Genomic DNA, 25,790 nt, shown 5'->3' with positions numbered 1-25,790 from the left:
CTAGAAATCCTTGCGCAGTTGCACGCCGAAGTAACGCTCATCGTCACGAGGCACGGCGCGGTAGATGTAGTTGCCGCCGCTGGCTAGCAGCGGTGAGTAGGATTTGTCGGCGAGGTTCTTCGCCAACAGCGCCACGCGCCAGCCATTGGTGTAGTCGGCCAGGGCCACGCTGGCGTTCCAGATGCCGTAGGCGCCTTGTTTGGTGTCCAGGTTCTGGCTGATGTCGTATTGCACTTCGCTCTGCCAGCTGTAGTCAGTGCCCAGTTCGATATCCAGGCCGTTATCCAGAGGGATGCTGTAGTCGGCGCGCACGTAGCTTTTCCAGTCCGGGCTGAACGGCAGTGGCTTGCCATTGACGTTGCAGGTCGCCGCCGCGCCTGGCGGGCACGCGAACTGATCGATGCGCGCCCGGGTATAGGCCAGGGCGCCGGAGAGCTTGAGTTGCTGGGTGGCTTGCAACGCGTAATCGAGCTCGACGCCTTCGGTGCTGACGCTGCCAGCGTTGATCAGGCGTGTCACGACTTGGCCGGCGACGGTGTCGAAAAAGTTGGCCTGGTAGTTGTCGTAGTCACTGTGGAACACCGCCAGGTTGGTGGTCAGGCGGTTGTTCCAGGCAGTGGCCTTGATTCCGGCTTCCCAGGTATTGGAAGTCTCCGGCTTGAGCGCGTCAGTGTCGCGCGGCTGCATGTTGAAGAACACGTTATAGGCCGGGCCTTTGTAGCCGCGCGAGTAAGTGAGGTAGCTGGTCACGGTGTCGCTGATGTCGTACTGCACGCCCAGCCGCCCGGACCAACCGTCCTCGTCTACCGAACCAGAACTCGATGTCGCCGGTTGAATGCCGCTGACGGTAGTGGCAGAGGTGGACACGCGGCGATGGCCGTACTTCAAGTCGTCATGGGTGTAACGCAAACCGGCGATGCCGCGAAAGCGCGAGGTGAAGTTGAGCGTGGTCTCGCCGAACGCCGCGTAGCTGTCGCTGGTGGTGCTGTAGTCGGCAATGCCTCGATCGACTCGCGTCGTGGTGGTGAGGGTGCGCTGATAGGTCTCTTCATCCTTGCCATGCATGTAGAACAGGCCGCCTACGTACTCAAGGAACTCACCTTTGGGCGAGGCCAGGCGCAGCTCTTGGGAGTACTGGTCGAACGCCAGGTCGCCTTTGTCGGCGGTGCCGGGGAACACGGCGGTGACCGTGCCGAGACGGTCGCCATCCTGATATTGAATGTTGTCCCAGCCGCGCCAGGCGGTGATCGAGGTGAGGGTGTAGTCGCCCAGGTTCCAGTCCAACTGTGCCGACAGGCCCTTGTTGGTGTCTTGCACATGGCTGCGGGTATCGGTGTTGATATCGCGGTTGTCGCTTGAGGCGCGCACCGGCCTCAAGGCATTGCTGAACGCCGGGTTCAGGGACTTGCTGACCACACCATTGGGCGCGTCATCGTGGGACTGCATGTAATCGGCGATCAGGGTCAGCTTCACGTCGTCGTTGGGCGTGAACTCCAGCTTGCCGCGAACGCCCTTGTGGTTGTAGCCATTGACCTCCTGACCGTTATGGCGGTTGTCGACGTTGCCGTCGTAGCTGCCGAACAAGGTGCTGATCGAGCCTTTGAGTACCTCCGGTACCAGGCTGCCGCCGATGCCGAAGCGCGTGCGGCTTTCATTGCCGCTGTAGAACGACTGATCGATAAACCCGTGGGTCTGGGCCGTCGGCGCCTTGCTGGTGATATTCAGCACGCCGGCCGAGGCGTTCTTGCCGAACAGCGTGCCTTGCGGGCCGCGCAGTACTTCGATGCGCTCAAGGTCCAGCAGGTCGAGGGTGGCCTGGCCGGGGCGTGCATAGACCACGCCATCGATCACCGTGGCCACAGTGGGCTCCACTCCAGGCGAGGTAGAAATGGTGCCCACGCCGCGCACGAACAATGAGGTGTCCTTGTTCGAAGCACCGGTGCGAAAGTTCAGCGATGGCACCTGCTGCGCGATGCTCGCCACTTCGTTGCGATTGTCACGCTCCAGTTGCTCGCCCTCAAGCACCGAGACGGCCACCGGGACTTTTTGCAGCGATTCTTCGCGGCGGGTAGCGGTGACTGTCACGGATTGGAGCGTGGGTTCCTGCTCATCAGCTGCAACAGCGCCGCAGACGGGCAAGGCGCTGAGGCCGGCCAGAAGCAACAAATGGGTGTGCCGTGGAAAGTTATGCATGCTGTGCCCGCTCGAAAAAATACCCTGGTCCGCTGCGGTTCTGCGACCGTCAGCGCCTGTGAACATGTCTTGGGCATTCGCTCGAGCGAGTAGCAGACAGCGCGCTTTGTTAGCGCTAACATCGGCATTATTGAAGCGGGCCGTTTAGAGCGTCAAATACTAAAAAATTAGTTTTATATTCCTTTTTTATAGGGCTATTTCGTGAGCGAACATCCACCGCGCAAACGCCGGGGCGCCGGACGCGTCACCCTGAACACCGTGGCACGCCAGGCCGGGGTGTCGGCCATTACCGTGTCGCGTTACTTCAACCAACCTGAACAGGTCTCGCCCGAGCGCCGCGAGCGTATCGCCGAGGTGGTGGCGCAATTGGGGTATGTGCCCAATCTGGTGGCCGGTGGCTTGGCCTCTGCGCGAGGCAAAATCGTCGCGATGGTGATTCCGAATATCTCGGGGCCGATTTTTGCCAATACGCTGCAGGGCTTCAGCGACACCCTCAGTCGTCACGGCTACCAACTGTTGCTGGCCTCCAGCTATTTCAGCATCGAACAGGAGGAAAGTGCGGTGCGTGCCTTTCTCGGCTGGTCGCCGGCAGCGCTGGTGCTGACCAGCCGCTTTCACAGCCCTGGCACCGAGAAGATGATCATCGAGGCAGATATACCGATCGTCGAAACCTGGGACTACGTGCCAGAACGCGCGCCGTTGCAAGTGGGTTTTTCTCATTATGAAGTGGGCGTCACCGCCGCTCGCTACTTGCATGGCAAAGGCTATCGGCGCATCGCCTTCGTACAAAACAGTGCAGTGGGCGACTTCAGCGCATTGGAGCGGCGCGATGGGTTTACCGCGACCCTCTCCGAGTTGGGTGTGCAGCCGTGGGTCTTTGTGCCGGACGCCGACCGTGCGCCCTTCGAAGCTGGCAAGCAGGCCATGGACGCGCTGATGGGGCAGACGATCACGCCCGACGCGATTTTCTTCGCCAACGATAACCTCGCCGCCGGTGGTTTGCTGGCCGGTCAACGCGCCGGGCTGAGCATTCCCCAGGACTGCGCCGTATTGGGATTTGGCGACTACCCGTTTGCCCATATGTTGCTGCCCAGCCTCAGCACCCTCCAGCCACCCGCGTTGGAGATTGGTGTACTCGCTGCCACACGCGTCCTGCAAAGTCTGGGCGTATTAGCCACCGATGAGGAAGTTGAGCGCTTGAATCTTTTGCACTGTCAGTTAATTGAAAGAGAGAGCACCTGAATGACCCGCCGTTATGGCTAATTGCAACTAGTGGCTATTGGCTGCTAACGCTCTAAATCAGTGCATTTGGCAATGTTTTGTATTTAATTACCCCCTTATCCGGAACTAGGGCTATAACTTCCAGTCGATACACCCGGCTAACGCCTGCCTGGGCTATGGCGAACTAATGGCATTGTTCGGTAGTTCTAAATAGCCATACTTTTCGCAACGTTAGATATTCCTCAATGATGTCGTCAGCGCCCATCGATGCTTGCAAGATGCAGATCCCGCATACCGACCAGGTGTGCGCGTGGCTGATGCAGCACGCCGGGCTCAAAATCGCTGATCTGGAACGCGCCCAGCGTTTATCCACTGAGCCTGGCGACCTGCTCGGTTTACTCACGCGCCTGGGCCTGGTGTCCGAGGTCGAACTGGCTCGCGCCTGGGCCGATTTGCTGGATGCGCCACTGCTGCTGGCCGACGCGGCGCCACCGTTGCTCGACCCGCTTCCCGTGCTTACCGAGCGCTTTATGCGTCATTACCAGGTCGTGCCCATGGGGTGGCATCAGGGCGGGTTGCGTGTAATGGCCGCCAACCCGGCGCAGTGGTATCCGTTCCAGGCCCTGGCGTATGCCTGTGAGGTGCCGGTCTGGCTGGCCGTCGGTTCGCGTAATGAAGTCGACACGCTGATCGAGCGCTATTACGGCCAGGGCCGTTCCGCCATGGGCAGCCTGATCGAAAACCTCGATGAGCAGGGCGGCGTGCTGGAAGACATCGAACACCTCAAGGACATGGCCTCCGAAGCGCCAGTGATTCGCCTGGTCAATCTGATCCTGCAGCGCGCCGTGGAACAGCGCGCCTCGGATATCCATATCGAACCCTTCGAAAACCAACTCAAGGTGCGCTACCGCATCGATGGCGTGCTGCACGACGCCGAAGCACCGCCTGCCAGTTCGTCGGCGGCGGTGATCTCGCGGGTGAAGATCATGGCGCGCCTGGACATCGCCGAACGACGCCTGCCCCAGGACGGGCGCATCATGCTGCGCATCCAGGGCAAAGCGTTGGACCTGCGGGTGTCCACGGTGCCCACCAGCTTTGGCGAGTCGGTGGTGATGCGCCTGTTGGACCGGCAAACCGTGCAATTCGATTTCCCCAGCCTGGGCTTTGATGGCCCGCGCCTTGCGGCCTTCCAGGATCTATTGGCGCGGCCCCACGGCATCCTGTTGGTCACCGGGCCCACAGGCTCGGGCAAAACCACCACGCTCTATACCGCGCTGTCGCAACTCAACACGGCTGAACGCAAGATCATCACGGTGGAAGACCCGGTGGAATACCAGCTTGAAGGGATCAACCAGATCCAGGTCAAGCCCGCCATCGGCCTGGACTTTGCCGGAGCGCTGCGCGCCATCGTGCGCCAGGACCCGGACGTGATCATGATCGGCGAAATCCGCGATCTGGAAACCTGTCGTATCGCCGTACAGTCCTCCCTCACGGGTCACTTGGTGCTCTCAACCCTGCACACCAACAGCGCCGCTGCGAGCATCACGCGCTTGCTGGACATGGGCGTGGAGAGCTACCTGATTGCCTCCACGGTCAGCGGTATTCTCGCCCAGCGCCTGGTGCGACGCCTGGACCCTGCCACGCGCGTGGCCTTCCAGGCCCCAGCGGAATTGATCAAGGAGCACGGCCTGGATCGCCTGACCGAGCAGCGTCCGATCCTGCTTTACCGCGGTGACTATCACGGCCGCAGTGCCCTCACTGAGTTGTTGGTAATGAACGACGAGTTGCGTGGCCTGCTGATGGTCCACGCCGACGCCGCCAGCCTCGAACACGCCGCCCGCCGCGCCGGTTTGCGCACCTTGTATGAAGACGGTTTGCGCCAGGCCCTGGCCGGTGTCACCTCCCTGGAAGAAGTGTTGCGTGTCACCCGTGGAGATGACGTGTGAGCCTGTTCAAGTTCCGTGCCCTGGACAGCCAGGGCGTGGCCCAGAACGGCACGTTGCAGGCCATTGACCAGGCGGCTGCTGTCGCCGTCTTGCATCAGCGCGGGTGGTTGCTGCTGCACATCGAAACGGCCAGCAGCCCCTTGTTGCGCCAGGCACGCGGGCAGTTGAAGGGCGCCGCGCTGGTGAGTTTCACCCAGCAGTTGGCCACGTTATTGGGCGCCGGCCAGCCCCTCGAACGCGCTTTAAACCTGTTGCTCAAGCAAGCCCGCCATCCTCAGGTGCGGGCCTTGATCGAGCGTATCCGCGACCAGGTCAAGGCCGGCAAACCGTTGTCGGCGGCGCTGCAGGAGGAGGGCGACACGTTTTCCCCGCTGTACCTGAGCATGGTGCGCGCCGGTGAAGCCGGCGGGGCGCTGGAAGGCACCCTGCGCCAGCTCAGCGACTACCTGGAGCGCAGCCAGTTGCTGCGCGGCGAGGTGATCAATGCGCTGATCTACCCGGCGTTCCTGGTGGTGGGTGTACTGGGTTCCCTGGCGCTGTTGCTGGCCTATGTGGTGCCGCAATTCGTGCCGATTTTTCAGGACCTTGGCGTACCGATTCCACTGATCACCCAGGTGATCCTGGCGCTCGGCGAGTTCCTCGGCGCCTATGGCCTGGTGGTGCTGGCCGGGTTGTCGATCAGTGGATGGATCCTGGCGGCGCGCCTGCGCGACCCCCTGCGCCGTGAGCGTTACGACCGTCATCTGCTGGGCATCCGCGTGATCGGCCCGCTGTTACAACGGGTGCAAGCCGCCCGCCTGACGCGCACCCTCGGCACGTTGCTCAGCAATGGCGTGGCGCTGCTGCCCGCGCTGGTGATTGCCCGGCAAGTCTGCAGCAACCGTGCGCTCCAGGCGCAAGTGGCGCTGGCAGCGCAACGGGTCAAGGGTGGCGGCACCCTGGCCGATGCGTTCGGCCGCCAGCCGCTGCTACCGGAGCTGGCGCTGCATATGATTGAAGTCGGTGAACAGGCCGGCGAACTGGACAGCATGCTGCTCAAGGTCGCCGACATCTTCGACGTCGAGGCCAAGCGCGCCATCGAACGCTTGCTCGCGGCACTGGTGCCGACCCTGACCGTGGTCATGGCGGTGCTGGTGGCGGTGATCATGCTGGCGATCATGCTGCCGCTGATGAGCCTCACCAGCCATATATGAACTTTCAAGGAGCAGAACCGATGAAAACCCGACACCGCCAAGGCGGCTTCACCCTTTTGGAAATGCTGGCGGTGATCGTGCTGCTTGGCATTGTCGCGACCATTGTGGTGCGCCAGGTCGGTGGCAATGTGGACAAGGGCAAGTACGGCGCGGGCAAGGCGCAATTGGCCAGTTTGAGTATGAAGATCGACAGCTACGCCCTGGACGTGGGAGCGCCGCCCAACAACCTGCAACAGCTGCTCGACAAACCGGCCAGTGCTTCCAACTGGTCCGGCCCCTACGCCAAGCCTTCGGAGTTGAAAGACCCGTTCGGCCATGGGTTCGGCTATCGCTTCCCCGGTGAGCACGGTGCCTTCGACCTGATCTTCTACGGCCAGGATGGCCAACCCGGCGGCGAGGGCTACAGTGCCGACCTGGGCAACTGGGAATAACCCGCCCGTGGCCCAGCGAGGCTTTACCCTGCTGGAGATGCTGGTGGTCATCCTATTGATCGGCATTGCGGCGGGGTTGTTGGGGCTGGGTGTACGGCAAGGGCTGCAGGTGGCCAAGGAGCGCCGGGTGGTCGCGCAGATGGTCGAGGCACTGCGCGCCACGCGGGCGAGCGCCATCGTCAGCGGCCAGGTGGCGCGCACTCAATTCGACCTCCAGGGCCGCACGTTCCAGGCGCCAGGGCGTGCGTCACAACAGTGGCCGGCGCAGGTGCAGGTGACCTTGCACAGTGCCGAGCAGGCAGGGTCCGCCGTGGTGTTCTATCCCGACGGCAGTTCTACCGGCGGTAACCTGCTGCTGGCCAACGGCAGCCGGCGTTGGCGCATCGACATAGGTTGGCTCACCGGCAGTGTGCAGTCCAAGGCGCTGCCATGAAGCACCAGGCCGGTTTCACCCTGCTGGAAATGCTCGCCGCCCTGACGTTGATGGCGGTGTGCAGCAGCGTGTTGCTGGTTGCCTTCGGCCAGAGCGCGCGCGCCTTGTCCCAGGTGGCCCGCAGCGACCGCCTCAGCCATGCCGCGCTCACGGTGCTGGACCAGGAAGCCGCCGGCCCGTTGACGGAGGGAACCCGCCAAGGCGAACTCGAGGGTATCCATTGGCAATTGACCAGTACCAGCCAACAGCCGCACCTGTTTCGTCTCGACCTTAACGTGCGTGAAGGCGCGCATCAGGCGCACTTCAGCACCTTGAAGGCGCGCCTGTGAAGCGCCGGGAGCAGGGCTTCACGTTGCTGGAAGTGCTCGTGGTGCTCAGCTTGCTGTCGGTGTTGTTGCTGCTGGTGAGCGCAGCGTTGCTGGGGGCCAATCGGGCGGTGGCCAAGGCCCAGGCCTACACCGTCAGCCTGGATGAAATGCGCGCCGCCCAACAGTTTTTGCGCACCTCGATCAGCGAGGCGCTGCCGCTAAAGCTCACTGACGATGACAGCCAGGCAGAAGGTTTTTTTATCGGCACGCCTGAACGTCTGCAGTTTGTGGCGACCTTGCCCGGTGTATTGGGCGGGGGTATCCAGCGCTTTACCCTGCAACGGGTGGGGCAGGATCTGCAGGTGGCTTTTTCGCAGAGTGCCTCCCACGCCAACGCGCAGCGCGATGAGCCGCAGGTGCTTTTGCATGACGTCGAGGCGCTGCAGTTCAGCTATCGCGGTGTCTCGCCACTGGGCCAGCCCACCGACTGGTTGAGCCCGTGGCCCTGGCCCCGGCGCCTGCCCACAGCGGTGCGCATCGACGCCTCCGTCGACGGGCCGGTGCCATGGGTCGCCCAGGTGGTTGCGCTGCGCCTGAACCTGTCCAGCGCGAGCAGCGAAGAATGAAGTGCCAACGCGGTGCGGCCCTGTTGCTGGTGTTGTGGGTGCTGGCCTTGCTCAGCGTATTGCTGGGTGGCCTGGCCGGGTGGGTGCAACTGCAAAGTCGCCAGGCGCTGTGGCTGCGCCAGCACACTCAGACACTGTTGGCCGCCCAGGCCGGTATCGCACAGGTCATGGCGCAAGGGCAGTGGGTGGCGGACGGGCGTTCTATTGCGCTGACCTTCGACGACGCCCGCTTGCAGGTCAGTGTGCGCAGTGAGCGCGGCAAGCTGTACTTGGTCAACGCCGCCCCCCAGGACCTCACGCGCCTGGCCCTGGCCTGCGGCGCAACACCGGTTCAGGCCCAGCAGTTGGCCAAGGCCCTTGAGACTCGCCGCGATCAGGGCCTGGCGCCGTTTCGGGTGCTGGAGGAGGTACGTCAACTTCCCGGCATGACCCCGGCGCTCTACAGCCAACTACTGCCGCACATCACCTTGTGGAGCGACCTCGACCGGCCCGCTCCGGCATTCGCCAGCCCCCTGATGCGCAAGGCGTTGAACCTGCCACGCCAGGACGCCGAGGGCGTCGACCCCGGCCAGGTCGTGGAGATCGACAGCCGCGCCGAGCGCCCCGGCGGCTATCAGGCACGCCTGCGACTGACCCTTTTACTAAGCCCTGCGGAGGACAGCGCACAGCCCTATCGGGTAGTGCGGTGGCAAGAATGATTCAACTCGAACCGATTGCCCGCTATTGGCGCGGCAGCCTGCTGCAACAAGGCTGGCGCTTGTGGCTCACGGAGTTACGCGGCTGTGTGCCGAAGTGGCTGGCGTTCCAGGAACCGCCCGAGCACGTTCATCACTGGCCGCTGACGACACCGGTGGTCCCAGGCAATACGCGCCAGGTGCTGATGCTTGCCCCCGACGCCGTGTTGCAGCAAAGCGTGCAGCTGCTTCTGGCTGCCGCGCGCAACCTCGTGGAGGTGGTTGGCTATGAACTGGACCGCTACACCCCGTTCAATGCCGAGCAGCTCTACTTCGTCGCCCGCCAGGAGCGGCGCACACCCAGCCACCTGGAGGTGAGGGTGGTGGCGATCCTGCGCGAGCGCCTTGACCAGGTCCTCACTGACTGCGCCAGCCTCGGCCTGTACCCACACCGCGTGGATGTGGCGGGCCTGGGTATCGACCTGCTGCCCGCGCCGTTACGCCCGCGTTCGCGGCCTGCCGGCAAGCAATTGCAGCGCAGCCTGCCGTGGTTGTGCGGCGCGTTGCTGATCGCGGCGATGCTGTTGTGGCTCAACGACCGCCAGCGGGTACTCGACAGCATGCACGCCACTGTCCAACAGCAAAAAGCCGAGGTCGCCCAGGTGCACGCCCTGCGCCAGCAACTGCTCAACACCCGTGGCGCGGCGCAGTACCTCAGCCAGCGTAAACGGGCGCAACCGCCCCTGGCCGCGCTGCTGAATGACTTGACCAGTTGCCTGCCCGCCGACACCTGGCTCGACCAATTGGACGTCAAGGACGGCGAGGTGAGTTTCTCCGGCCAGAGCGCCAAGGCCAGTGGCCTGATCAGCCGCATCAAAGGCTGCCAGCGCTTGGACAACGCGCAGTTCGAAGGGGTGATCCAACCCGACGCACGCAGCGGCAAGGACCAGTTTGCCTTGCGTGCCCACTTACGCCAGGAGGCCGCCGATGCGCCGACCCCTCACACGCCGTGAACGCCGCGGCGCCGCCTTGTTGACCCTGGCGTTGGTGCTCGGCGCGGCCTATTGGCTGTTGATCGACAGCTGGTTCGCCGGGCCGCTGCGGGCCATGGGTGAACAGGCCGAACAGTTGCGTGAACAGCAGCAGCGCTATGCCAGCGTCATACGCCAGGGCGATGCCTTGCGCGAACAGCTGGCGCAAGCACAGCAAGACCCGGCCAGCAGCGCCAGCCTGTTGCCGGGGGACGACCCGGACGTGGTCGCCGCCGACCTGATGCAGCGTCTTGCCGACCTGATCAACAGCCACGCCAACCTCGGCGGCGGCTGCAACCTCACCCAGCGCAAGCCGATCACGCCTGAACAAAACGACAGCGAGCCCTATCGTCAGGTCAAGGTCAGCCTCACGCTCAATTGCGCCATCGAACCGCTGACCGCGATCCTGCATGGGCTGGAATATCAGCCGCCTTTTCTGTTCGTCGATGAGCTGCATATTCGTCGCGACAAACAGGCGCCAGCCAGTGGCGGGGCGGGCAAGCTGGCGGTGCAACTGCTGGTGCGCGGCTACCTGCAACCGGCGCGGGTGGCACCATGATTGGCCCCTTGCGTCCTCTTGAATGGGGCTGGCTCGGCGTGGCCGGGCTCTTGGGGCTGTTGATGGCGATGATCCTCAGCAGCATCGGCGACGCCCCCCGGTGGTTACCCGATGCGCCGGTGCACGCGCCACCATCGTTCCAGGTGCAGGCCGCTCCCACGCCAGCGTTGCAAGACCTTGCCGGTACCTGGCAAACGCCGCTGTTCAGCCCGGATCGCCGCCCGGACCGGGAGGTGGGTAAAACCCAGGTGGCGAGCCTGGCCAACCTGACCCTCAGCGGCATCATGATCACCGGCAACCTGCAAATGGCCATGCTCAAGCAAACCGGCGGCCCCACGCTCACGGTGCGCTTGGGCCAGGCGTTGCCCAACGGCTGGCGCCTGGAACACCTGACCCCGCAATACGCCCGTTTTGCCCTCAACGGGCGCACCCAGACCCTGAGCCTCTACGGTAAGCGGTTACCCCTGAACTCACATCCCCGCGAGTCTCTCCCTTGATCGATATGCGCACTTCGCTGTTTTGCCTGGCTACCGCCGTCTCCCTGGGCGGCTGTGGATCTTTGCCCGACACCCTCGACCCGGACGACGACCTGCTGCACGAGGCCCTGCAGGGCACCGGCGCACAACGCTCGCCGCTTCAGGCGCCTGTGGCCGAAACCGCTCCACCTGTCACCCAGGCTCCGCCGCAGCGCCAGCTCATTCGTGGCAATCAAGCGTTCGTGCGCCAGCCCGCGGCACCCGTAAACGTGCCGGAGCAGGGCGGCGACATCGTGTTCAACTTCGCCGATCAGCCCATCGAGGCCGTGATCAACAGCGTGATGGGCGACCTGCTGCACGAGAACTACAGCATCGCCGAGGGCGTGAAGGGCACTGTCAGCTTCTCCACCTCCAAGCCCGTGGACAAACAGCAAGCGCTGTCGATTCTCGAAACCCTGCTGTCCTGGACCGACAACGCCATGATCAAACAGGGCAACCGCTATGTGATCCTGCCGGCCAACCAGGCCGTGGCGGGCAAGCTGGTGCCGCAGATGCGCGTGGCGCAACCGGCCAGCGGCCTCTCGGCACGTCTGTTTTCACTGCGCTATATCTCGGCCACCGAGATGCAGAAACTGCTCAAACCCTTCGCTCGTGAAAACGCTTTTTTGTTGGTGGACCCGGCGCGCAATGTCCTGAGCCTGGCCGGCACGCCCGACGAACTGGCCAACTACCAGGACACCATCGACACCTTCGACGTGGACTGGCTCAAGGGCATGTCGGTGGCGGTGTTCGGCCTGCAACGCGCCTCGGTGGCCGAGCTGATGCCCGAGCTGCAAGCCATGTTCGGCGCGGACAGTGGCACACCCCTGGCCGGCATGCTGCGGTTCTTGCCGGTCGAGCGCACCAACTCGGTGGTGGCGATTTCTTCCCAGCCCCAGTACCTCAGCGAAGTGGGCGACTGGATCCGCACCATCGACGAGGGCGGCGGTAACGAGCCGCAGATGTATGTGTACGACGTGCGCAATATGAAGGCCGCCGATCTGGCCAAGTACCTGCGGCAGATCTACGGCAATGGTGCGATCAAGGATAACGCCCCGGCGAAAGTAGCGCCGGGGTTGCGTACCACCACCTTGTCCTCATCCACCAGTGCCGGTTTGCAGGCGAGCGCCCCGGTGCCCGCAGCCGAAGAACCTGAATCCGAGCCTGCCGAAAACACCCAGGCATCGCCCACCAGCGACCTCGAGGCGGGCACGCGCATCACCGCGCAAAAAAGCAGCAACCAACTGCTGGTGCGCACCCGCCCGGCGCAATGGAAAGAGATCGAAGCGGCGATCAAACGCCTCGACAACCCACCGCTGCAAGTGCAGATCGAGACCCGCATTCTGGAGGTCAAGCTCACCGGCGAACTGGACCTGGGGGTGCAGTGGTACCTGGGCCGCCTGGCCGGTAATTCCACCAGCACTACGGTGGCCAACGCCTCCGGCAGCCAAGGTGCCCTGGGCGGTGGCGGGGCAGGGCTGGGGGCGGCGGACTCGTTGTTCTACTCCTTCGTCAGTTCCAACCTGCAAGTGGCCCTGCACGCCCTGGAGACCAACGGCCGCACCCAGGTGCTGTCGGCGCCATCCCTGGTGGTGATGAACAACCAGCCGGCGCAGATCCAGGTGGGGGACAACATTCCCATCAGTCAGACCACCGTCAATACCGGGGACGCCGACACCACCTTGAGCAGTGTGGAATATGTGCAGACGGGGGTGATTCTGGATGTGGTGCCGCGCATCAATCCGGGTGGGCTGGTGTACATGGATATCCAGCAACAGGTCAGTGATGCCCAGAACCCGACGGGGAACAGTGAGACGCCGGTGAACCCGCGTATCTCCACGCGCTCGGTGTCCACCCAGGTGGCGGTGCAGAGTGGCCAGACGGTGCTGCTCGGCGGGTTGATCAAGCAAGACAACGCTGAGAGCGTCAGTGCCGTGCCTTACCTGGGGAAGATTCCGGGGTTGCGCTGGTTGTTTGGCAATACCAGCAAGTCCAAGGACCGCACGGAGCTGATTGTGCTGATTACGCCGAGGGTGATTACCAGCAGCAGCCAGGCGCGGCAGGTGACGGATGATTATCGCCAGCAGATGCAGCTGTTGCGCCCTGCTCAATGATCCTGGCTGCACCGAGTACCCATGTGGGAGGGGGCTCGCTCCCGATGGTGGCTTGACACTCCGCAATCAAAAATGTGGGAGCTGGCTTGCCTGCGATAACGGCCTACCAGCCGACACCTATCTACCTGACACTCCGCAATCAAACTGTGGGAGCGGGCTTGCTCGCGAAGGCGGCCTAACAGGCGACGCAGTTATACCGGGTACATATCCATTCCTGCGGTAACGGCCACTTAGGGTTCCGCCCTGACGGCGTCTCACTTTTGAAAAGCGCAAAAGTAAGCAAAACGCTCTTGCCCCACCACTCGGCACCTCGCTTTGGCTCGGTGTGCCCGTAATCCGCCAGTGATTTGTGGGGCCGCCGCCACGCGCCATCCATGGCGCGGGGCGGCTAAACCGGCATCCCTGCCGGTTTACCCCCCAAATCCCTGTCGAATTCCGGCCAGCGTGGTTTGACGGGGCGCTTAAGATCAAAAGCAGATCAAGATCAAGAGCGGCTCGCTTCGCATCGTGGTTACCGTCCGTAGTTACCGTTGCGATGGGGCGTGTCAGTAAATGCATTTTGACTGGCCCACAGTCATCAGGAGCACGCCCCCTCCCACACTTTGAGCGTTCTGCGCGCTCAGATTAAAAATCATTTTTATGAATAATTGTTTTTATAAATAATGAAAGTACAGAATATTAGCTTATGCCCAAATAGCATTATATTTTTAAAATCCATTCCGTTATGTTTGATCCCAACAGCCTACCCCTGACCTCGGATGGTACCCAGCGTGATTCAGATTCTGCGCGCCTGATCGGGTAATCATCCCGCCGCAGCAGAGTCGTTGGACGGGAGCTCAACGTATGTTGCCACTGCAAACCCCTCGCTTGCCCCACACCTAGCCCAAGCCGCATCGCCCCTTTGACTACCGGCCACGTCGCGCCAGGCGCATGCCTGCCCGACTTTGCGATTTGGAAAAAGCTGGGAATGGATATGAAGCAAATTCTGCAACCTACTGCTGCCCTGACCCTGTCGCTGTTCGCCGCAGCAGCCCAGGCCCAGGATGACAGCACCTTGTCGACGGTCGTCGTGACCGGCAACCGTGGCGCCGAGCAGCGCACGGTCACCAGCAGCCCGGTGCCGATTGACGTGGTCAGCGCCCGGCAATTGCAAAACACCGGCAAGCCCGGGTTGATGGAGGCGTTGAGCGCGGTGATCCCTTCGCTGACCCTGCCGGAAAAAACCGGTTGGGACGCCAGCGGCATTGCCCGGGCACCGAACCTGCGGGGTTTGAGCGCCGCCGAAGTGTTGGTGCTGGTCAACGGCAAGCGCCGCCACACCAGTGCCACCTTGAATATCAACGGCATCAACACCGGCGCGGCGCCGGCTGACCTGGACCTGATCCCCATCAGCGCCATCGACCATGTCGAAGTGCTGCGCGATGGTGCGGCTGCCCAATACGGGTCTGACGCCATTGCCGGGGTGATCAACGTGATCCTCAAGGCCGACACCCGCGGTACCTCGGTGACCCACGCGGGCCTTGGCTACGACGGCAAGAAACAGACCGTGCAGCAAAGCCTCAACAAGGGCTTCGAAATCGGCAACGGCGGCATCGTGCAACTGGCCCTGGATGCACGCAGCCAGAACGATGACAACAAGGCCAGCGCCAACGGCTACAGCTATGAGCAAGCCTATGGCCTGGCGGGCAAGTCCACCTATGGCGGCTACGGTACGCCCAAGACCAACCTGCTGACCCTGGGCTACAACGCCGAGTTGCCGATCGACGACAGCCTCAGCCTCTACTCCTTTGCCACCTACTCGCGACGCAAGGCCGAGCAGGGGCAGAACTTCCGTCTGCCGACCATCACCAACACCATCACCACCGGGCCTAACGGTTACCCGGCCGGGTACACCCCGACCTGGTACATCGACGAGGACGACTTCCAGGCGGCGTTTGGTGGCAAGGGTACTGTGGGCGAGTGGGACTGGGACTTGTCTACCACCTATGGGCGCAACGAAGCGGAGCAGGGCACCACCCACAACCAGAACCCTTCCCTGGGCGAAGCCACGCCGAACAGCTTCACCTCCGGTACCTGGATTTCCACCGAGCTGACCACCAACCTGGACTTCAAGCGTGGCTTCGACATCGGACTGCAAAAGCCCTTGGACCTGTCCTATGGCTTCGAGCATCGGCGCGACACTTACGAGGTGCAAGCCGGCGATTACGCGTCTTATGCCAATGGCGGTTACTGCGTGGCGCCGGGTAACTGTGCGTCGTCCGGGGCACAGGTCACCAACGGTATTTCACCGGACGAAGAAAGCAGCGCGTCACGCAACAGCCTGGCCGGTTACGTGGATGTGGGTTTCAACCCCATGCCGGACTGGTACGTTGGCACGGCGGTGCGTTATGAGCATTACAACGAGGGCGTGGGCGCCACCCGCAGCGGCAAGCTGACCACCCGCTACGACTTCACCCCGCAGTTCGCGGTGCGTGCCACCGTGAGCAATGGCTTTCGTGCGCCGTCCCTGGCCAACAGTCTGTTCAGTGCGCGCTCCACCACCTATGGCGTCGTCGATGGGGTGTATCAGTCGATCAACTATGGCGTGCTCCCCGTGGGCTCGGCGGCGGCCCAGGCGCTAGGCGCTCAGGCGTTGAAGCCCGAGCGCTCCACCAACTTCAGCCTTGGTTTCACGCTCACGCCCACCGACCGCCTGAGCTTCACCGCCGATGCCTACGTGATCAACCTGCGTGACCGCATCACCCTTACCGGCACCTTGCTGGGCCCGGAAGTCACCCAGGTGTTGCAGAACAACGGCATCAACTCCACCTCCGGCGGCCAGTACTTTATCAACGGCGCCGACACCCGCACCAAAGGTCTGGACCTGGTCAGCAGCTACAACCAGGACCTGGGCGCGTTCGGCGCGCTGAAGTGGACCGCCGCGTTCAACTGGAACCAGACCCAAATCCTCAACTACAAGGAATCCACCCACATTCTTGGTACCTCCTACGACCTGATGGACCGCCAGGCGCGCAACCTGATCACCGGCGTGCAACCCAACACCAAGCTGATCCTGGGCGGTGACTGGAGTATCGAACGCTTCAACCTCAACCTGGCCCTGACCCGCTACGGCTCGTACAAGGAAGTGAACTCATCGGCCAATCGTGACCTGGACCGGGTCTACAACGCCCGCTGGATCACCGACCTCGACCTGGGCTACAGCCTCACCAAAGACCTGAACATCGCCATCGGCGCCAAGAACCTGTTCGACCTCTATCCCAAGAAACAAGGGGTGCCGAGCAGCACCATGGTTGCCAGCTACGGCACCTATTCGCCCTACGGTTTTACCGGTGGGTATTACTACACCCGGCTGACTTACGCCTTCTGAGGCCTGCGAGGAAAAGAACATGCCCATTGTCGCCAAACCCTATGACCTGCTGGATGAAGTCAGCGCCCAACCGCTGCGCCAGCGCCGTGCCGCCACGCCGATCAAGTCATTGCGCGTGGTGCCGGCCCGGCACCCCTGGCGCTGGGCCGGGTCGATTTTTGCCGCGCTGGTATTACTCGCCATCGTGCACTCCCTGGCTACGAACCCGCGCTGGGAATGGGGGGTGTTCGGCCAGTGGTTCTTTTCGCCCTCGGTGCTGCGCGGGTTGGGCCAGACGTTGCTGCTGACGCTGTTGAGCACAGTGTTCAGCATCCTGCTGGGTACCGCGCTGGCCCTGGCGCGGCTGTCGGGTTCGCCGTTGCTGGCGGCGTTGGCCTGGGGCTATATCTGGTTTTTCCGGTCGATGCCGGCGCTGCTGGTGCTGATCATCCTCTACAACTTTGCCTACCTGTACGACCACATCGTGCTAGGCGTGCCGTTCACCGACCTGGTGTTCGCCGAGTGGTCGACGGTGGATGTGCTCAGCCAATTTACCGTGGCCGTCCTGGGCTTGAGCCTGATGCAGGCGGCCTACGCGGCGGAGATCATTCGCGGTGGGCTGATTGGCGTGGATGCCGGCCAGCATGAGGCGGCGGCGGCCTTGGGGCTGCCGGCCTCTCGACGCATCTTCCGGATCATCCTGCCCCAGGCGCTGCGCTCGATCTTGCCGTCGGGGTTCAACGAAATCATCGGCCTGGTCAAGGGCACCTCGATTGTCTACGTGCTGGCCTTGCCCGAGCTGTTCTATACCGTGCAGGTCATCTACAACCGCACCCAGGCGGTGATCCCGTTGCTGATCGTCGCCACGGTCTGGTACCTGATCATCACCACCGTGCTCACCAGCGCCCAGTACTACGTCGAGCGCCACTTCGCCCGGGGCACCGCGCGGGTGCTGCCACCCACGCCGTTGCAGCGCGTGCGCCGCTGGTTCAAGGAGAAGGCCCATGCCTGAAGCACGCGCCGGGCGCATTCAGATCCAGGGCGTGGGCAAGCGCTTTGGCAACCAGCAGGTACTCGATCATATCGACCTGAGCATTGACCCTGGCAAGGTCACGGTGATCCTCGGGCCGTCCGGCTCGGGCAAGTCCACCTTGCTGCGCACCATCAACCATTTGGAGAAGATCGACAGCGGGCATATCACCATCGACGGTGAGTACGTCGGATATCGGCGCAAAGGCGACCTGCTTTTTGAACTCACCGAACGCGAGATTCTCAAGCGCCGTATCGACGTGGGCTTCGTGTTCCAGAACTTCAACCTGTTTCCCCACCTCACCGCCTGGGAAAACATCGCCGAAGCGCCCCTGGCGCACAAGCGCTGGAGCCGGCTGCAGGCCCGTGACAAGGCCGATGAATTACTCGCCAAGGTCGGCCTGGCGGACAAGGCCGACGCCTACCCGCGCCAGCTCTCCGGCGGCCAACAGCAACGCGTCGCCATCGCCCGGGCCTTGGCGCTCGACCCCAAAGTGCTGCTGTTCGACGAGCCCACCTCGGCCCTCGACCCGGAACTGGTGGGTGAAGTGCTGGACGTGATCAAGGGCCTGACCCAACTGGGCGTGACCCTGGTGATCGTCACCCATGAGATCGGCTTTGCCCGCGAAGTGGCCGACCACGTGGTGTTCCTCTGCGACGGCCAACTGATCGAAGAAGGCCCGCCCGAACAGATCCTGCGCCAACCCCGACATCCCCGCACCCAGGCCTTTCTCGGCAAAGTGCTTTAGTTCAAGGAGTGACTGCCCATGTTTATCACCACTGCCCGTGTCGTCCTGTTGGCAATTGCCGGGGCCGCTGCCCACAGCGCATTTGCCGTGCAACAGGTCGACCTCAGCCCCGATCGCCCGCGCATCCATGCGCCACGCAATGAAGCGGCCATCGCGCAGATCCCGCCGGGCTTCAAGTTCGCCCAGCCGGGCAAGTTCACCGTGGCCGTGTCAGGTGTAGCCGGGCCACCGCTGGCGCTGCTGGCCAGTGACGACAAGACCACCATCGGCAGCGAGGCGGACACCGCCCAATTGGTAGCCGACAGCCTTGGCCTGCAACTCAACGTCGTGCAGACAAGTTGGGAAGACTGGCCCCTGGGCGTCAGCTCGGGCAAATACGACGCGGTGATCAGCAACGTCACCGTGACCGAGGCGCGCAAAAAGCGTTTCGACTTCGCCACCTACCGCCAGGATGTGCTCGGGTTTTACGTCAAGAGCACCAGCAAGATCAGTGAGATCAAGCAGGCGGCGGATATTGCCGGGCTGAAGATCATCGTCGGCTCCGGCACCAACCAGGAAAAAGTCCTGCTGGCGTGGAACGAGGCCAATGAGAAAGCCGGCCTCAAACCTGCGTTGTTGCAGTACTTCGACGACCAGGCCGCCGCACAACTGGCGGTGCAGTCTGGGCGCAGCGACGCACTGTTCGGGCCGAACTCGGTGTATGCCTATTCGGCAGCGATCACCGGCGGCATCAAGCGTGTCGGCACCGTCAATGGTGGCTGGCCGTTGCAGGCGGATATCGCGGTGACCACGCGCAAGGACAACGGCCTGGTGCAGCCGATCCACACGGCACTGCAGGGTGCGATTGCCGGCGGCCAGTACGAGCAGGTGCTGCAACGTTGGGGCCTGGATGTCGAGCGCGTCGATAAGTCGCTGATCAACCCACCGGGCCTGCCGGACTAGGAGCATCGACATGGGACTGACACGACGTGAAGCGCTATCGAGTATTGCCGCAGTCGGCGGTGAGAAGGCGGTCAAGGACGCATTGGCGGTGTTGGGCCTGGGCCCATCGTCACACCGCCGACCGCAACCGCTGAAACTCAAGGACGACCTGGGGCAGGGCACTCGGGTTCTGGTGCTGGGCGCCGGAATTGCCGGGCTGGTCACTGCGCTGGAGTTGACGCGCGCCGGCTTCAGTGTGCAGGTGCTGGAGGCCCGCGAGCGCGTGGGTGGCCGCACCTGGACCCTGCGTAACGGCGACCGCGTGGACTATAAGGACGGTCGCTCGCAGACGGTGGGGTTTGACCCAGGCCAGTATTTCAACGCCGGGCCGGCGCGCATCCCCAGCCAGCACCGCACGATCCTCGACTATTGCAGTGAGCTTGGCGTGCCGTTGGAAGTGCTGGTCAACAGCAGCCATGGCGCCCAGGTGCGGCCGGACCTCAGCCAAGCGGCGTTCAGTGTCGGCCAGGCGCTCAACGATACCCGCGGGCATCTGTCGGGGTTGCTGGCCAAGGCGGTGCAACGCGACGCTCTCGATGATGTATTAAGTGGCGAAGAGCGCACACGTCTGCTCGGTTTTTTGCAGGTGTACGGTGACCTGTCCCAAGAGCTGGCTTTTGAAGGCACCCTGCGCTCCGGGCACCTTGAATCTGCCGCCCACCCTGGCGCCTTGCCCGACCGCCGCAGGCCGTTGACGTTAGAGCGGTTGCTGCACCCGGAACTCTGGGGGGCTTTACTGCACACCGAGTTCCCGGAATTTTCGGCCACCATGTTCCAGCCAGTGGGCGGCATGGACCGTATCACCGAGGCCTTCTACCGACGCGTGCAGGAGCAGGTGCAACTGGGCGCCCAGGTGCGGCAGATCCGCCAGCTGGAGGACGGCGTGGCGGTGACTTACCACGACCAGCACAGTGGCCGTGAACAGGTGGTGCGTGCCGACTTTCTGGTCTCCACCTTGCCGCTGCCCCTGCTGGCCAAGCTCGATACGGACTTCAGCGCGCCGGTCAAGGCGGCCCTGCTCAGCACCCGCAGCGACCAGGCGACCAAGGTGGCCTGGCAATCCCCGCGCTTTTGGGAGACCGACTACCGTACCTACGGCGGCTTGTCGTGGATCGAGCACCCGGCGCGCCTGCTGTGGTACCCCAGCAACGACCTCAACACCCGCGAAGGCGTGCTGGTGGCCGGTTACGTGACCGGCGAGGGCGCCGACGTGTTTGGCGGCCAGCCCCTCGATCAGCAGTACGCCGCTTCCCGGCAAGCCGTGGAGCTGTTGCATTCAGGTTACTCCAGGCACTTGCGCAGTCCTCTGGCAGTGTCCTGGGAGCAGATCCCCTACAGCGAAGGCCCGTGGTTGCAACGTGAACACTTCCCCGCCGAGGCCCACGCCCTGCTTGAACAGCCCCATGGCCGGGTGTACTTCGCCGGCGACGGCCTGGTGCAGAGCGGCGTGGGTATATGGCAGGAATCGGCAGCCAACTCGGCGCGCCATGTGGTCGCGCAACTGGCCGAGCGCATCACCCAACAACACCAACTCGCGGCGTTGGCCGCATCCTGAGGAGCCTCACCATGAGCGACAGCATCCAACGCACCAGCGTCGGCGAGTTCCCCATCTCGCAAACCGTCACCGTGCCGGCCTCGGCCAGCCTGGTGTTTGTCAGCGGCACGCTGCCGGACCCCGCCGACCCGAAGGTGCCTGGGGTATATGGCGACACCGAAGTGCAGAGCGTTTCAGTGTTCAACAAACTGCGCCAGATCCTGCGCCAACACGACCTGGACCTGGGCGACATCGTGCAGTTACGGGTGTTTCTGGTCGGCGCCGAAGAGACCGATGGCAAGCTGGATTTTGCCGGGTTGCAGCGCGGCTATACCCAGTTCTTTGGCACGCCCGAACAGCCAAACAAACCGGCGCGCACCGCGTTGCAAGTAGTGGCGTTGCCGTTGCCGGGGGCGTTGGTGGAGGTGGAGGCGATTGCGGCCAGGGCGGTGTGATCACACCCGTCACTGTGTGGATCGTTCCCACGCTCTGCGTGGGAATGCCGCCCCGGACGCTCCGCGTCCCATCGCCTCGCAAGCGCCACGCACTGCACAAGGTGACGCGGAGCGTCACAGAATGTATTCCCATGCAGATCGTGGGAACGATCATCATGGCAGAGGTTCCACCTACTCCTGCAACAGCAATGCCTGCTGCTTGAGCCTGCGTTTCTGCGCAAACGGCAAGCTCTCATCATCCCCATACGGCGCGCTATACCAGTTGCCGTAGCTCGGGTTGGGCAGCAGGAACCAACGCTGGCCTAGCCAATTCACATAGGGTTCGACGGCCTTGCGTTGTGCATTCAGGGTGTTGTGTTCGGCTTGCACAAAGTCTCCCAGCGAGTCACCTGCCATCAACAGCACGCGGACATGGTTGGCGACCCACTGGCGACGACAGTTCTTGCCATAACCCGCGCTTTCGCAGTGGCCGGTGGGGGTGCTGGCCGCCAGGATCTGTTCGTCGCTCTCAATCGGAAAGCCGCGCAAACGCAGGTTTTTGGCGGTGGTCGCGACCTGGCTGTGTTCGCGGTTGGTGAGGTAGTACACCTTGACACCTTTTTGTCTGGCCGCTTGCAGGAACGCCACGGAACCTGGCAGCGCCTGGGCCTTGGCCTGCTCGACCCAGGTATTCCAGCGATCGTAGGAATAGACCTGATTGTTGATGATGTCGCGAGCGTTGAGCGGCACGTTGTCCAGCAGGGTCTCGTCGATATCCACGATCACCGCCGGCGGCAAACCGGTCAGCTTGCGGGCAGGCAAAGGCAGGGCGTCCCAGCTGGGGTCGGCCAGTGCTACATCGAGTTGGCGGGTGGCGTTGGCGAAGAGCTGGCGGTAGATCAGCTCGTGTTCGATGGACGTCTGGGTCCAGAGCACTGCATCGAGTTGGTCGTTGGCAGGGGGTGTTTGCTGGCAGCCTGCCAGAGCGGTGGTCAACAGGCAGACACTGGCGAATAACAAGTTACGCATGAGCAAGTCTCGCAGAGGGTAGGCGCGTGGTCAGCACAGTAGCGCAATTACCCGCACAATCAAGGCGTGCACACCAGTGACTGGCGCTCATAGTTCAGCGCCTTGTTCTGCGGTGGTAACGCATAGGTGGCACGACAATGCTGCTCACCCCACTTGATGATCAGCGTGCCCTGATCCTCTTCCACCAGTGCCAAGGCATTGCCATTCGGATCGGCAATCGCCAACTGCTTGCCATTGGCGTCTTCCAGTGAGGCACCAAACGACAGCGGTTGATGCTGGGCATCAAACAACTCAAACAATACGCGACGCCCGCTAGTGCCACTGTAATGCGCCACCACGATGGCGCCACGGCGCGGCACCAGTTGCTGGGTGGCGTTGGTGATTTCCACGTCGCCTCCCAGATCGCGGGTGTCCAGGCTGATCCAGTTGACCCGGTAGGGTTGCGCAGTGGGCACCACGGCATAGCCGTTGTACCCGGTCTCCACCCCGCTGTAGCTGCTGATCTTGGCACCAGAGACGCCTGGTACTTCGGCCAGGGCGAAGGTCTCGCTGACCGTCTGCCCCAGGTTGACGCCACCCGCATGAGCCACCACCGAGCCTGCGAGGTTGAAGTTCTGTGAGTTGTAGCCCTGGCCCTGGCTGTAACCGAGGCTGACATCTGCCACGGCGGTGCGACTGTTGACGTTCACCGAGCCTGAGTCGCCGCTGGTGTCACTGTGGCCGGCCTGCACCGAATAGAAAGTGTCGCTGGTATCGGCCACGTAGCCATTGATGCCCGCTTGGGTGGTGGTATCGCCACGTTGGTGGCTGGTGGTGACAAACGCCCGTGGCGCGCGGGCCTGGCTGCCCAGCGGGAAAGACACCGACAGGTTCACCTGCGTGTCGCTGCTCGGCTCGCCCCAGGTGACGATCTGCTTGGTGCGCGTCACGCCAAGGTTGTAGCTCAGGTCGCCCCAGTTGCCGGTGTAGCCCGCGGAAAAGCTCTGGGAGCCGCCCCGATTCCAGTAGCGTTGGTCGCTGGCGTTCACATACAGGCTGCCGAATTCGCTGTTGCGTCCGATGCTCTGGTTGATGGTCAGGTCGGTGCGGGTTTTCGAGTGGCCGGTGCGTACGCGCAGGTCTTCGCTGCTGTCTTCCACATGGTCGGTGAGGGTGCGATAGCCCTCGGTGGAGTAGCGATAGGCGGCCAGGGTGAAGTTGGTATCGGTGCCGGCAAAGGTCTTGGCGTACAAGGCGCGTACGCTGCTGCCCTGGGAGGTTCGCCCCTGGGCCTTGCTGGACGAATGGGTGGTATCCAGGGAGAACGCACCGAACGAGGTGTTCCGCCCGGCACCGATCGACAGCGCGCTGTAGTCCTCACTGGCTTGCACACCGACAATCCCACTGAGGTTGCTGGTCAAGCCGTAGGCCAGCGTACCGCTGAGAAAGCGCGGGGAGGCCAGGCCATCGGCATTGCTTTTGAACGTGCCCGCCGAGACGCTGTATTTCACCTGGCCTTCGCGCACCATGATCGGCAGGCTGGAGAACGCCTGCATCGTCACCCGGCGCGTGCCGTCGGCTTCAATCACGGTGATTTGCAGGTCACCGTTGGAGCCGCTGGGGTAGATATCGTTGATCTCGAACGGGCCTGGCGCGACGTTGGCGGTGTAGAGGATGTAGTCGTTCTGGCGGATTTCCACCGTCGCGTTGGTCTGCGCCACCCCACGGATTACGGGGGCATAGCCGCGCTCGCTGTCGGCGCGCATGCCATCATCAGAGGCGAGCTTGACCCCGCGATAGCGCACGCTGTCGAACAGGTCAGTGTCGGAGAAAATCTCACCGGCGCTGAACTGGCCCTTGATCGCGGTGACGTCATGCTGCAAGTAAGTGCGGTTGCTGGTGAAGGTGTTCGAGCGATCGGTGCCGCCGCTCAGGTTCGACTCGTTGCGCAGGCGCCAGGCCCCCAGGTTGATGCCGTTGCGCAGGCCCAGGTTATTGGCAATGCGGGTTTTATAGTCGCCGGCGGTGCGGCTGCTGTTGAGCTGGTAGTTGATGAAAGCGGCGGGCACACCGTCGTCCCACAACTGTGGGTCGACATACCCGCGCAAGCCACGCTGCATCGCCACCTGCGGGATACTTGCGAGCAGGCGCAGACGGCTGCTGTCGTAGCGCACGCTGGCGTCTTCGATCATGTCGGCAAGGGCGTAGCAGTCCTGCGGCTGCTGCGGGTCAAGTTTGCCCTCGGCCTGCAAACGGTGCAGGTCGATACCCAGTTGCTTGAGCAGGTCGAGGGTCAGGCAGGCTTCTACACGACCGTTTTTCGGGTTGCGCTTGAAATCGATATCGCGTCGGCCCACCAGCATTTCGTTGCTGTACAGGTCGACGCGGTAATTGCCCGGCAGCACGCTGTTGGCCGAGAGCAATTGCTGCAAGTCCACCGGCGACTGCGAGCCTTGCAGGAAGGTGGTGTTGAAGGTTTGCGCAGCGTCATCGGCCATGGTCAGACTGGGCAAGCTGGCAGCAATCGCCAGCGACAGCGTCTTCAACTTCAATACGCCACGTGCGGGCCTGTTGCTGGAAAGAAAAGACATGCGAAGACCTATGACATCCCTGATTGACGGACAGTCGGGCACGCAAACACGCACGCGAAGTGAGCTTGTGAGTTAGCGAAAGTGCTTAGGGGTTAAGTCGCGATTCAGTCGCATACGCCGGTAGCGCAGTGCCGCTAGACAGTGGCGCGCTGTAGTGATTCTGCGCGCCGTAATCATTGATGCTGGAAAACGACAACCGCACCGGCCCGCTGGCAACTGGAGCACTGAGCGCAAACTGTTTTTGTTCGCCGGGCGCAATCATGGTGGAGTCGCTGGCCACTACCGCCTGCACTTTGATGTCGGCCATGGACACGTGGTACAGCGTCGGGTTTTTCACCTGCAACAGGGTTTGGCTGCCGTGTTTGGCCAGCGTCCATTCAAGCTGTGCAGGGGCTTGCAGCGCGCTGCCGGTAAGACCGGCAGGGCGGTAAAAAATCTTGATGCGTTGGCGGATGGCCAACTGCAAGGTGTTCTCGGATTCGCTGGCTTGGGGGATTTCCTGCACATTGAGCCACACCACCGACTCGCGGTCCGTGGGCATGCCGGTGCCCTCATACAGAATGCGCAGCAGTTGTTGTTCCTTGGCGAATACCCGGGCCAGTGGCGGGGTGACGGCAAACGGTGCACGGCTGGCGCTGGCGTCGTTCATGTCGACCCAGGATTGAATCAATACATCCTGGTTACCGTTACGCACGGTGATGTTGGCTTCCTTGTGGTCACCGTCAAACACGATACGGGTGGCATTCAATGAAATGCTGGCGGCGGCCTGGGTAGCCATGAGCAAGCCCAGCAGCCCCAGACATGCGGCGATAGAACGAGGCGGCATGAGGGTTATCCGGTGTAATCAGAAGACAATGGCGAGGCCGCAAGGCCT

Annotated in this window: 22 protein-coding genes; 18 read left to right on the top strand and 4 right to left on the bottom strand. The window is 62.9% G+C overall.

What is annotated here, in order from left to right; genetic code table 11:
- The gene (locus ACP7CZ_RS02375) at nucleotides 1-2,193 is read right to left on the bottom strand and encodes a TonB-dependent receptor (RefSeq protein ID WP_294164655.1); all 2,193 of its coding nucleotides are present in this window, start codon (nucleotides 2,191-2,193) and stop codon (nucleotides 1-3) included.
- Nucleotides 2,194-2,394: 201 nt separating this feature from the next.
- Between ACP7CZ_RS02375 and ACP7CZ_RS02370 the strand changes: the two genes are divergently transcribed.
- The 18 genes from ACP7CZ_RS02370 (at nucleotide 2,395) to ACP7CZ_RS02285 (ending at nucleotide 21,338) form a co-directional block, all read left to right on the top strand.
- Nucleotides 2,395-3,435: a LacI family DNA-binding transcriptional regulator gene (locus ACP7CZ_RS02370; protein ID WP_294164657.1), complete on the top strand. Its 1,041-nt coding sequence runs from the start codon at nucleotides 2,395-2,397 to the stop codon at nucleotides 3,433-3,435.
- A gap of 257 nt (nucleotides 3,436-3,692) precedes the next feature.
- Entirely contained in the window at nucleotides 3,693-5,360 is a 1,668-nt protein-coding gene (locus ACP7CZ_RS02365) for a GspE/PulE family protein (RefSeq protein WP_252950993.1), read from the top strand.
- Nucleotides 5,357-6,553 (top strand): type II secretion system inner membrane protein GspF, encoded by a 1,197-nt coding sequence (gene gspF, locus ACP7CZ_RS02360; RefSeq protein ID WP_181125080.1) that lies wholly within the window; start codon nucleotides 5,357-5,359, stop codon nucleotides 6,551-6,553. The genes ACP7CZ_RS02365 and gspF overlap by 4 nt, the downstream gene beginning before the upstream one ends.
- Before the next feature lie 20 nt (nucleotides 6,554-6,573).
- Nucleotides 6,574-6,984 carry a type II secretion system major pseudopilin GspG gene (gene gspG / locus ACP7CZ_RS02355; protein WP_087715863.1) on the top strand — a complete coding sequence of 137 codons (411 nt, stop codon included), beginning with the start codon at nucleotides 6,574-6,576 and terminating at the stop codon, nucleotides 6,982-6,984.
- Nucleotides 6,985-6,991: 7 nt separating this feature from the next.
- On the top strand, nucleotides 6,992-7,417 hold the full coding sequence (locus ACP7CZ_RS02350) for a type II secretion system protein (RefSeq protein WP_236282620.1): 426 nt from the start codon (nucleotides 6,992-6,994) through the stop codon (nucleotides 7,415-7,417).
- Nucleotides 7,414-7,746: a type II secretion system protein gene (locus ACP7CZ_RS02345; protein ID WP_294164661.1), complete on the top strand. Its 333-nt coding sequence runs from the start codon at nucleotides 7,414-7,416 to the stop codon at nucleotides 7,744-7,746. Before ACP7CZ_RS02350 ends, ACP7CZ_RS02345 begins: the two co-directional genes overlap by 4 nt.
- Entirely contained in the window at nucleotides 7,743-8,351 is a 609-nt protein-coding gene (locus ACP7CZ_RS02340) for a prepilin-type N-terminal cleavage/methylation domain-containing protein (RefSeq protein WP_034128222.1), read from the top strand. Before ACP7CZ_RS02345 ends, ACP7CZ_RS02340 begins: the two co-directional genes overlap by 4 nt.
- On the top strand, nucleotides 8,348-9,049 hold the full coding sequence (locus tag ACP7CZ_RS02335; RefSeq protein WP_236282622.1) for a general secretion pathway protein GspK: 702 nt from the start codon (nucleotides 8,348-8,350) through the stop codon (nucleotides 9,047-9,049). Before ACP7CZ_RS02340 ends, ACP7CZ_RS02335 begins: the two co-directional genes overlap by 4 nt.
- A complete protein-coding gene (locus ACP7CZ_RS02330) occupies nucleotides 9,046-10,038 on the top strand; it encodes a PilN domain-containing protein (protein ID WP_294164667.1) in 993 nt (330 codons plus the stop codon). The genes ACP7CZ_RS02335 and ACP7CZ_RS02330 overlap by 4 nt, the downstream gene beginning before the upstream one ends.
- Nucleotides 10,013-10,615: a type II secretion system protein GspM gene (gspM, locus tag ACP7CZ_RS02325; protein ID WP_032902001.1), complete on the top strand. Its 603-nt coding sequence runs from the start codon at nucleotides 10,013-10,015 to the stop codon at nucleotides 10,613-10,615. Before ACP7CZ_RS02330 ends, gspM begins: the two co-directional genes overlap by 26 nt.
- Nucleotides 10,612-11,112, top strand: coding sequence for a general secretion pathway protein GspN (locus ACP7CZ_RS02320; protein WP_054917530.1), 501 nt, complete (start codon nucleotides 10,612-10,614; stop codon nucleotides 11,110-11,112). The genes gspM and ACP7CZ_RS02320 overlap by 4 nt, the downstream gene beginning before the upstream one ends.
- Nucleotides 11,113-11,117: 5 nt before the next feature.
- Nucleotides 11,118-13,244, top strand: a complete 2,127-nt coding sequence (gspD, locus tag ACP7CZ_RS02315) for a type II secretion system secretin GspD (protein WP_294362737.1) — start codon at nucleotides 11,118-11,120, stop codon at nucleotides 13,242-13,244.
- A gap of 973 nt (nucleotides 13,245-14,217) precedes the next feature.
- Complete coding sequence (locus ACP7CZ_RS02310) at nucleotides 14,218-16,611, top strand: TonB-dependent receptor plug domain-containing protein (protein WP_197900659.1); 2,394 nt, start codon at nucleotides 14,218-14,220, stop codon at nucleotides 16,609-16,611.
- Between the two features lie 19 nt (nucleotides 16,612-16,630).
- Nucleotides 16,631-17,602 carry an amino acid ABC transporter permease gene (locus tag ACP7CZ_RS02305; protein ID WP_197883705.1) on the top strand — a complete coding sequence of 324 codons (972 nt, stop codon included), beginning with the start codon at nucleotides 16,631-16,633 and terminating at the stop codon, nucleotides 17,600-17,602.
- Nucleotides 17,595-18,368 carry an amino acid ABC transporter ATP-binding protein gene (locus tag ACP7CZ_RS02300; RefSeq protein ID WP_057975008.1) on the top strand — a complete coding sequence of 258 codons (774 nt, stop codon included), beginning with the start codon at nucleotides 17,595-17,597 and terminating at the stop codon, nucleotides 18,366-18,368. The genes ACP7CZ_RS02305 and ACP7CZ_RS02300 overlap by 8 nt, the downstream gene beginning before the upstream one ends.
- An 18-nt stretch (nucleotides 18,369-18,386) precedes the next feature.
- On the top strand, nucleotides 18,387-19,310 hold the full coding sequence (locus ACP7CZ_RS02295; RefSeq protein WP_054917520.1) for an ABC transporter substrate-binding protein: 924 nt from the start codon (nucleotides 18,387-18,389) through the stop codon (nucleotides 19,308-19,310).
- 10 nt (nucleotides 19,311-19,320) lie between these two features.
- Nucleotides 19,321-20,904, top strand: coding sequence for a flavin monoamine oxidase family protein (locus tag ACP7CZ_RS02290; RefSeq protein ID WP_294164679.1), 1,584 nt, complete (start codon nucleotides 19,321-19,323; stop codon nucleotides 20,902-20,904).
- 11 nt (nucleotides 20,905-20,915) lie between these two features.
- Nucleotides 20,916-21,338: a RidA family protein gene (locus ACP7CZ_RS02285; RefSeq protein ID WP_032896335.1), complete on the top strand. Its 423-nt coding sequence runs from the start codon at nucleotides 20,916-20,918 to the stop codon at nucleotides 21,336-21,338.
- A gap of 171 nt (nucleotides 21,339-21,509) precedes the next feature.
- Here the strand turns inward: ACP7CZ_RS02285 and ACP7CZ_RS02280 are convergent, their stop codons facing one another.
- From ACP7CZ_RS02280 to ACP7CZ_RS02270, 3 genes are all read right to left on the bottom strand, one after another.
- Nucleotides 21,510-22,346 carry a 5'-nucleotidase, lipoprotein e(P4) family gene (locus tag ACP7CZ_RS02280; protein WP_294164685.1) on the bottom strand — a complete coding sequence of 279 codons (837 nt, stop codon included), beginning with the start codon at nucleotides 22,344-22,346 and terminating at the stop codon, nucleotides 21,510-21,512.
- A 59-nt stretch (nucleotides 22,347-22,405) separates the two neighbouring features.
- On the bottom strand, nucleotides 22,406-24,916 hold the full coding sequence (locus ACP7CZ_RS02275; RefSeq protein ID WP_054898359.1) for a fimbria/pilus outer membrane usher protein: 2,511 nt from the start codon (nucleotides 24,914-24,916) through the stop codon (nucleotides 22,406-22,408).
- Between the two features lie 85 nt (nucleotides 24,917-25,001).
- On the bottom strand, nucleotides 25,002-25,742 hold the full coding sequence (locus tag ACP7CZ_RS02270) for a fimbrial biogenesis chaperone (protein WP_014719105.1): 741 nt from the start codon (nucleotides 25,740-25,742) through the stop codon (nucleotides 25,002-25,004).
- Nucleotides 25,743-25,790 lie beyond the last annotated feature (48 nt).

This window comes from Pseudomonas sp. DWP2-2, from assembly GCF_049897065.1.
Classification (GTDB): Bacteria; Pseudomonadota; Gammaproteobacteria; order Pseudomonadales; family Pseudomonadaceae; genus Aquipseudomonas; species Aquipseudomonas paracarnis.
The sequence above is the reverse complement of the archived record's forward strand: the minus strand, read 5'-3'. Positions and strand labels throughout refer to the sequence as shown.

Excerpts from the sequence above, each read along its gene's own strand:
- ACP7CZ_RS02375 (WP_294164655.1), bottom strand. The coding sequence starts at position 2,193 with ATGCATAACTTTCCACGGCACACCCATTTGTTGCTTCTGGCCGGCCTC.
- ACP7CZ_RS02365 (WP_252950993.1), top strand. The coding sequence starts at position 3,693 with ATGCAGATCCCGCATACCGACCAGGTGTGCGCGTGGCTGATGCAGCAC.
- gspG (WP_087715863.1), top strand. The coding sequence starts at position 6,574 with ATGAAAACCCGACACCGCCAAGGCGGCTTCACCCTTTTGGAAATGCTG.
- ACP7CZ_RS02345 (WP_294164661.1), top strand. The coding sequence starts at position 7,414 with ATGAAGCACCAGGCCGGTTTCACCCTGCTGGAAATGCTCGCCGCCCTG.
- ACP7CZ_RS02335 (WP_236282622.1), top strand. The coding sequence starts at position 8,348 with ATGAAGTGCCAACGCGGTGCGGCCCTGTTGCTGGTGTTGTGGGTGCTG.
- ACP7CZ_RS02330 (WP_294164667.1), top strand. The coding sequence starts at position 9,046 with ATGATTCAACTCGAACCGATTGCCCGCTATTGGCGCGGCAGCCTGCTG.
- gspM (WP_032902001.1), top strand. The coding sequence starts at position 10,013 with ATGCGCCGACCCCTCACACGCCGTGAACGCCGCGGCGCCGCCTTGTTG.
- ACP7CZ_RS02320 (WP_054917530.1), top strand. The coding sequence starts at position 10,612 with ATGATTGGCCCCTTGCGTCCTCTTGAATGGGGCTGGCTCGGCGTGGCC.
- gspD (WP_294362737.1), top strand. The coding sequence starts at position 11,118 with ATGCGCACTTCGCTGTTTTGCCTGGCTACCGCCGTCTCCCTGGGCGGC.
- ACP7CZ_RS02310 (WP_197900659.1), top strand. The coding sequence starts at position 14,218 with ATGAAGCAAATTCTGCAACCTACTGCTGCCCTGACCCTGTCGCTGTTC.
- ACP7CZ_RS02305 (WP_197883705.1), top strand. The coding sequence starts at position 16,631 with ATGCCCATTGTCGCCAAACCCTATGACCTGCTGGATGAAGTCAGCGCC.
- ACP7CZ_RS02300 (WP_057975008.1), top strand. The coding sequence starts at position 17,595 with ATGCCTGAAGCACGCGCCGGGCGCATTCAGATCCAGGGCGTGGGCAAG.
- ACP7CZ_RS02295 (WP_054917520.1), top strand. The coding sequence starts at position 18,387 with ATGTTTATCACCACTGCCCGTGTCGTCCTGTTGGCAATTGCCGGGGCC.
- ACP7CZ_RS02290 (WP_294164679.1), top strand. The coding sequence starts at position 19,321 with ATGGGACTGACACGACGTGAAGCGCTATCGAGTATTGCCGCAGTCGGC.
- ACP7CZ_RS02285 (WP_032896335.1), top strand. The coding sequence starts at position 20,916 with ATGAGCGACAGCATCCAACGCACCAGCGTCGGCGAGTTCCCCATCTCG.
- ACP7CZ_RS02280 (WP_294164685.1), bottom strand. The coding sequence starts at position 22,346 with ATGCGTAACTTGTTATTCGCCAGTGTCTGCCTGTTGACCACCGCTCTG.
- ACP7CZ_RS02275 (WP_054898359.1), bottom strand. The coding sequence starts at position 24,916 with ATGTCTTTTCTTTCCAGCAACAGGCCCGCACGTGGCGTATTGAAGTTG.
- ACP7CZ_RS02270 (WP_014719105.1), bottom strand. The coding sequence starts at position 25,742 with ATGCCGCCTCGTTCTATCGCCGCATGTCTGGGGCTGCTGGGCTTGCTC.